The sequence below is a fragment of the Flavobacterium sp. genome, from assembly GCF_031363805.1.
Taxonomy (GTDB): domain Bacteria; phylum Bacteroidota; class Bacteroidia; order Flavobacteriales; family Flavobacteriaceae; genus Flavobacterium.
In genome coordinates this window covers 1-4,196 of the sequence record NZ_JANLVD010000227.1, presented here as the reverse complement: position 1 = coordinate 4,196, position 4,196 = coordinate 1, and the positions used below count along the sequence as shown (strand labels likewise).

Sequence of the window (4,196 nt, the reverse complement as noted above, 5' to 3'; positions counted from 1 at the left end):
TTAGATGAGTTTAGTTACCGAATTAACAGGTCAATTTATAAGGAAAATATTTTTGACCTATTAATAAACAGAATGATGAATACTCAAAAGGTTTTATATCAAGAGATTATAATAAGTAAATAAATGAACACCTCAATAAATTTTTTATTGCTCCTTTATCTCTAATATCAATGTGATATTCATCAAGTCTAATTATTCTTCCTAAAATTGAGAATAAAAAAGCTTCAAAAATTGAACTTTTTCCCTTACCGTTTTCGCCAAATATTGAAGTGACTCCATCTGATTGAAAATCAATTAGCAAGGGTGAATTATTATTGTTAACTCCCCTAAAACCTTCAATTGATATTGACTTTATAAAATATCTTGCCATTATTTTTTTATTTTATCTTCAATATGTTTAGAAACATTTTCTTTGATAGAGTTTCTAAATTCTTCTGAAGAGGAGGAGTTAAAAAGTGAATCAATAAGTATCTTTGAATATGGGCTATTAATCTTTTTTATTTCACTTTTCAGAATGTTTATATTCTTGATATCATCCTTATTTTTGTCGAATTTCATAGATGTCTCTTTTTAAAGTTCCGAATAAATTTCTTCCATTGTCTTATCGCCTTTTTTGTAATCACTTCGGGATTTATCAAATGTATCTTCCAAAACATTAATATTATCAGCTTTTCCTAAATCATACATTTTCCATCCCATATTTCCAGAAGAACTATAACCATCGACTTGATATGCTCTCAATACTTCATTGCCTTTTGTCGAAACTCCATAACAATGTGGTTCAACTGTTCTAGATTCTCCATCATAATTAAATTCAATTAGATTTTTGTTTTCGATTGCTTCAATAATTTCTTGGTTCATAGTTTCTATTTTTTAATTTGTTAGCCAATTTAACACTTCCTAAAATATGTTTCAGTTTTAGTTATCAACATTTTCACCAAAACTAAAACCTATAAAACAATAAATTTTACGGGAAACCACAATTTGATATTTTTATAAAAATTAAAATCCTACAAGGTTAAAAAAACCTTGCAGGATAAATTCAAAACCCAATTGCATTTTATTATCTTTACTTTATTAAAATTGTTATTATGAATATTGAGCAACATAAAACCCAAATTATTCAAAAAGTGCAAAACATTCAAGATGAAAAATTATTGGATGAAATTGATACTGTTTTAAATGGCAATTATATTGTTGCCTACACCATTGATGGCAAGCCATTGACCAAGAATCAATATGTAAATCATATAGAATCAATAAGTGAATCCATCGCAAATGGTGCAAAAACTTTTACCACAGAAGAAGTTAGGAATCGTATTTTCGCCTAAAAATTAAAATCCTACAAGGTTAAAAAAAACCTTGCAGGATAAATTCAAATCCAATTGTATTTTTATTGTTATTAATTTTATAGTTAATCCATATACTTCAAAACCCAACCACCAAATCAATTCGTGAATCCCAATAGCTATCGGGAGTGAAATTAGTGGGAATAATTTATCTAAAAATCCCTAGAAACCTTATCTACAGCAGCAATGGTAAAATCTAAATCATCATAAGTCAAAGCATCGGTTATAAACCAACTTTCATAAGCCGAAGGTGCTATATAAATACCTTCTTTGAGCAAACCGTGAAAGAATTTTTTAAAAGTTTCATTGTCGCCTTTTTTGGCAGTTTCAAAATCAATGACTGGATTGGCATCAAAATGAACCGAAATCATAGAACCCACTTGATTAATCGTAAAATCGATTTTATTATTTTTCAAAACACGACCTATACCGTTGGCTAAATAAGTAGTTTTTTCGTTGAGTCTTTTAAAAATATCGGCATCGTCATTCAAAGCTTTCAACATGGTCAAACCCGCAACCATTGCCAACGGATTTCCTGACAATGTTCCCGCTTGATACACTGGACCGAGTGGCGCCAAATAATTCATGATTTCTTCACGTGCTGCAAAAGCACCTACTGGCAAACCGCCGCCAATTACTTTTCCGAAGCAAACAATATCGGCATTTACATTGTATAATTCTTGAACGCCACCTTTGGCAAGACGAAATCCTGTCATGACTTCATCAAAAATCAAAAGAATCTGATGTTCATCGCACAAGCTTCGTAAACCTTTTAAAAATCCTTTTTGTGGCAAAATACAACCCATATTTCCCGCAACTGGCTCGATGATAATAGCGGCAATTTCGTTTTTATTGGCTTCGATTACGCTTTTTACGTTATCCAAATTATTATAATTGGCAAGCAAAGTATCTTTGGCAGTGCCAGCTGTAACTCCAGGACTATTTGGTGAACCAAAAGTGATAGCGCCGCTTCCTGCCTGAATCAAAAACGAATCGGAATGCCCGTGGTAGCAACCTGCAAATTTTATAATTTTTTCTTTTTTTGTAAAACCTCGCGCAAGGCGAATGGCACTCATGCAAGCTTCTGTTCCGGAGCTTACAAACCGAATTTTATCGATATTTGGAACCATAGAAATCGCCAATTTTGCTATTTCGGTTTCCAATTCTGTAGGCATTCCGAAAGAAGTACCTAATTTTGCTTTTTCAATAATGGCATCGACTACAGGTTGATACGCGTGACCTAAAATCATAGGTCCCCAAGAATTGATGTAATCTATTAATTTATTGCCATCGGCATCAAACAAATAGGCACCTTTGGCTTTTTCTACAAAAATTGGCGTTCCACCAACTGATTTAAACGCCCGAACTGGAGAATTTACACCTCCAGGAATTACTTTTTCTGCTTCAGCAAAAAGTTCGCTACTTCTTTTATATAACATTTTTAATTTAAGATTTTTTTGAATTACGAATTACGAATTACAATATTAAATATAAACTTTAGTTTTTTAGATTTGACAAATGCTGAAAATTAACAATCATCTTCAAACTTCCAACTCCCATCTTCCAACTTCAAACTCCCAACTTCATACCAAAATTACTTCACATTCAAAGTCTGACCCAAAGCCAATCCGTTTTCAGACAAATTGTTTTTCCGCTTTAAATCTTCTATGGTGAGATTGAATTTTTTTGAAATGGAATACAAAGTGTCGCCTTTTATAACCACATACGTTTCAGAAACATTTGTTGGTACTTCCGCTTCTGTATTTTCTGCCGATTTTGATTCTTCCACATATTCAATTCCTAAAACTTCGGCATCATATTGTTGGAGTTGGTATCTTTCGATAATACCAATGAGTTTTTGAGGATATTTCACATCGGTGGCATAACCTGATTTTTTTAAACCTTTCGCCCAAGCTTTATAATCGTTTTTTGGTAATAAAAATAAAGGTGAATACCAAGGTCGGCTCGTTAAAAAAGCGCAATGATCACGATAGGATTGTTCAGGCTGGTTGTATTTTCTAAAGCATTCTTGTGGCGAATCATCATCATGTCGCACACTTTCACCTGTCCATTCTTTGTGACATTTTATACCAAAATGATTGTTGGCTTGCAGAGCCAAATCGCCAGTTCCTGCACCAGATTCTAGAATGCCTTGTGCCAAAGTGATACTGGCTGGAATGCCTTTTGAAGTCATATTTTCTTTGGCAATGGTTTTAAAATTTGCAATATAATTGAGAACCATTTCTTGGGTGACCTTAATTTTTTGAGTAGCTTCTAAAATTTCGGTTTTTGAATTGGATGGAAATCCATTTTTAAATTCTTTACTCTCTAGTTTTGCTACGGGTTTGTTCGAAACACCTTTGCGTGAAATTTGAGCTACTTTTTTGGTAGGTGCTTTTGGTTTAGAGGCACCGCAACTTACCAAAAAGGCTATTAAAAATAATAATAAAATCTTATTCATTAAAAATTATTTTAGTCATTTTTTTCTTTTCCAAAAGCAGATTCATCCCTTCAATTCCTTGCAATCCGCCAGTGTGAATCATTAATATTTTTGAATTTTTTGGAAAATATTCTTTTTCTATTAAATCTAAAACGCCAAAAACCATCTTACTGGTATAAACTGGATCCAACGGAATCTTATAATCGCTATAAAATGTATTGATAAACGAAATAAGTGTTTGATTTACATTTGCATAACCGCCAAAATGATAATCAGAAATCAATTCCCAATTAGTATTTGTTGCAAATTTACGAATATCGTCCGACAAAAAGTCGCCTTTCAACGCAGGAAATCCAATAATTTTTTGATGTGGTTTGGCACTGTTTATCAATCCAGAAATGGTGCCT

At 32.5% G+C, this 4,196-nt stretch carries 6 protein-coding genes and 2 pseudogenes; 2 read left to right on the top strand and 6 right to left on the bottom strand.

Annotation, left to right across the window (positions count from 1 at the left end):
* Nucleotides 1-123 (top strand): annotated as a pseudogene (locus RMN92_RS11950) (IS1595 family transposase); the annotation flags it as partial.
* Here the strand turns inward: RMN92_RS11950 and RMN92_RS11945 are convergent.
* Genes RMN92_RS11945 through RMN92_RS11935 form a run of 3 tightly spaced genes read right to left on the bottom strand, consistent with a single transcriptional unit; the run spans nt 107 to nt 861 of the window.
* On the bottom strand, nt 107-370 hold the full coding sequence (locus tag RMN92_RS11945; RefSeq protein ID WP_309609669.1) for an AAA family ATPase: 264 nt from the start codon (nt 368-370) through the stop codon (nt 107-109). The pseudogene RMN92_RS11950 and the gene RMN92_RS11945 overlap by 17 nt on opposite strands.
* The gene (locus RMN92_RS11940) at nt 370-558 is read right to left on the bottom strand and encodes a hypothetical protein (protein ID WP_309609668.1); all 189 of its coding nucleotides are present in this window, start codon (nt 556-558) and stop codon (nt 370-372) included. Before RMN92_RS11940 ends, RMN92_RS11945 begins: the two co-directional genes overlap by 1 nt.
* A 12-nt stretch (nt 559-570) precedes the next feature.
* A complete protein-coding gene (locus tag RMN92_RS11935; protein WP_309609667.1) occupies nt 571-861 on the bottom strand; it encodes a hypothetical protein in 291 nt (96 codons plus the stop codon).
* 230 nt (nt 862-1,091) lie between these two features.
* Between RMN92_RS11935 and RMN92_RS11930 the strand changes: the two genes are divergently transcribed.
* The gene (locus tag RMN92_RS11930; RefSeq protein WP_309609665.1) at nt 1,092-1,331 is read left to right on the top strand and encodes a hypothetical protein; all 240 of its coding nucleotides are present in this window, start codon (nt 1,092-1,094) and stop codon (nt 1,329-1,331) included.
* Nucleotides 1,332-1,501: 170 nt separating this feature from the next.
* Here the strand turns inward: RMN92_RS11930 and hemL are convergent, their stop codons facing one another.
* From hemL to RMN92_RS11915, 3 genes and pseudogenes are all read right to left on the bottom strand, one after another.
* Complete coding sequence (hemL, locus tag RMN92_RS11925) at nt 1,502-2,788, bottom strand: glutamate-1-semialdehyde 2,1-aminomutase (protein ID WP_309609664.1); 1,287 nt, start codon at nt 2,786-2,788, stop codon at nt 1,502-1,504.
* Between the two features lie 155 nt (nt 2,789-2,943).
* On the bottom strand, nt 2,944-3,810 hold the full coding sequence (locus RMN92_RS11920) for a glucosaminidase domain-containing protein (RefSeq protein ID WP_309609662.1): 867 nt from the start codon (nt 3,808-3,810) through the stop codon (nt 2,944-2,946).
* A pseudogene (locus RMN92_RS11915) lies at nt 3,803-4,196 on the bottom strand (1-aminocyclopropane-1-carboxylate deaminase/D-cysteine desulfhydrase); the annotation flags it as partial. The pseudogene RMN92_RS11915 and the gene RMN92_RS11920, both read right to left, overlap by 8 nt.

Bases quoted from the DNA above. Each gene is read 5' to 3' on its own strand.
- RMN92_RS11945 (WP_309609669.1), bottom strand. From the start codon at position 370: ATGGCAAGATATTTTATAAAGTCAATATCAATTGAAGGTTTTAGGGGA.
- RMN92_RS11940 (WP_309609668.1), bottom strand. From the start codon at position 558: ATGAAATTCGACAAAAATAAGGATGATATCAAGAATATAAACATTCTG.
- RMN92_RS11935 (WP_309609667.1), bottom strand. From the start codon at position 861: ATGAACCAAGAAATTATTGAAGCAATCGAAAACAAAAATCTAATTGAA.
- RMN92_RS11930 (WP_309609665.1), top strand. From the start codon at position 1,092: ATGAATATTGAGCAACATAAAACCCAAATTATTCAAAAAGTGCAAAAC.
- hemL (WP_309609664.1), bottom strand. From the start codon at position 2,788: ATGTTATATAAAAGAAGTAGCGAACTTTTTGCTGAAGCAGAAAAAGTA.
- RMN92_RS11920 (WP_309609662.1), bottom strand. From the start codon at position 3,810: ATGAATAAGATTTTATTATTATTTTTAATAGCCTTTTTGGTAAGTTGC.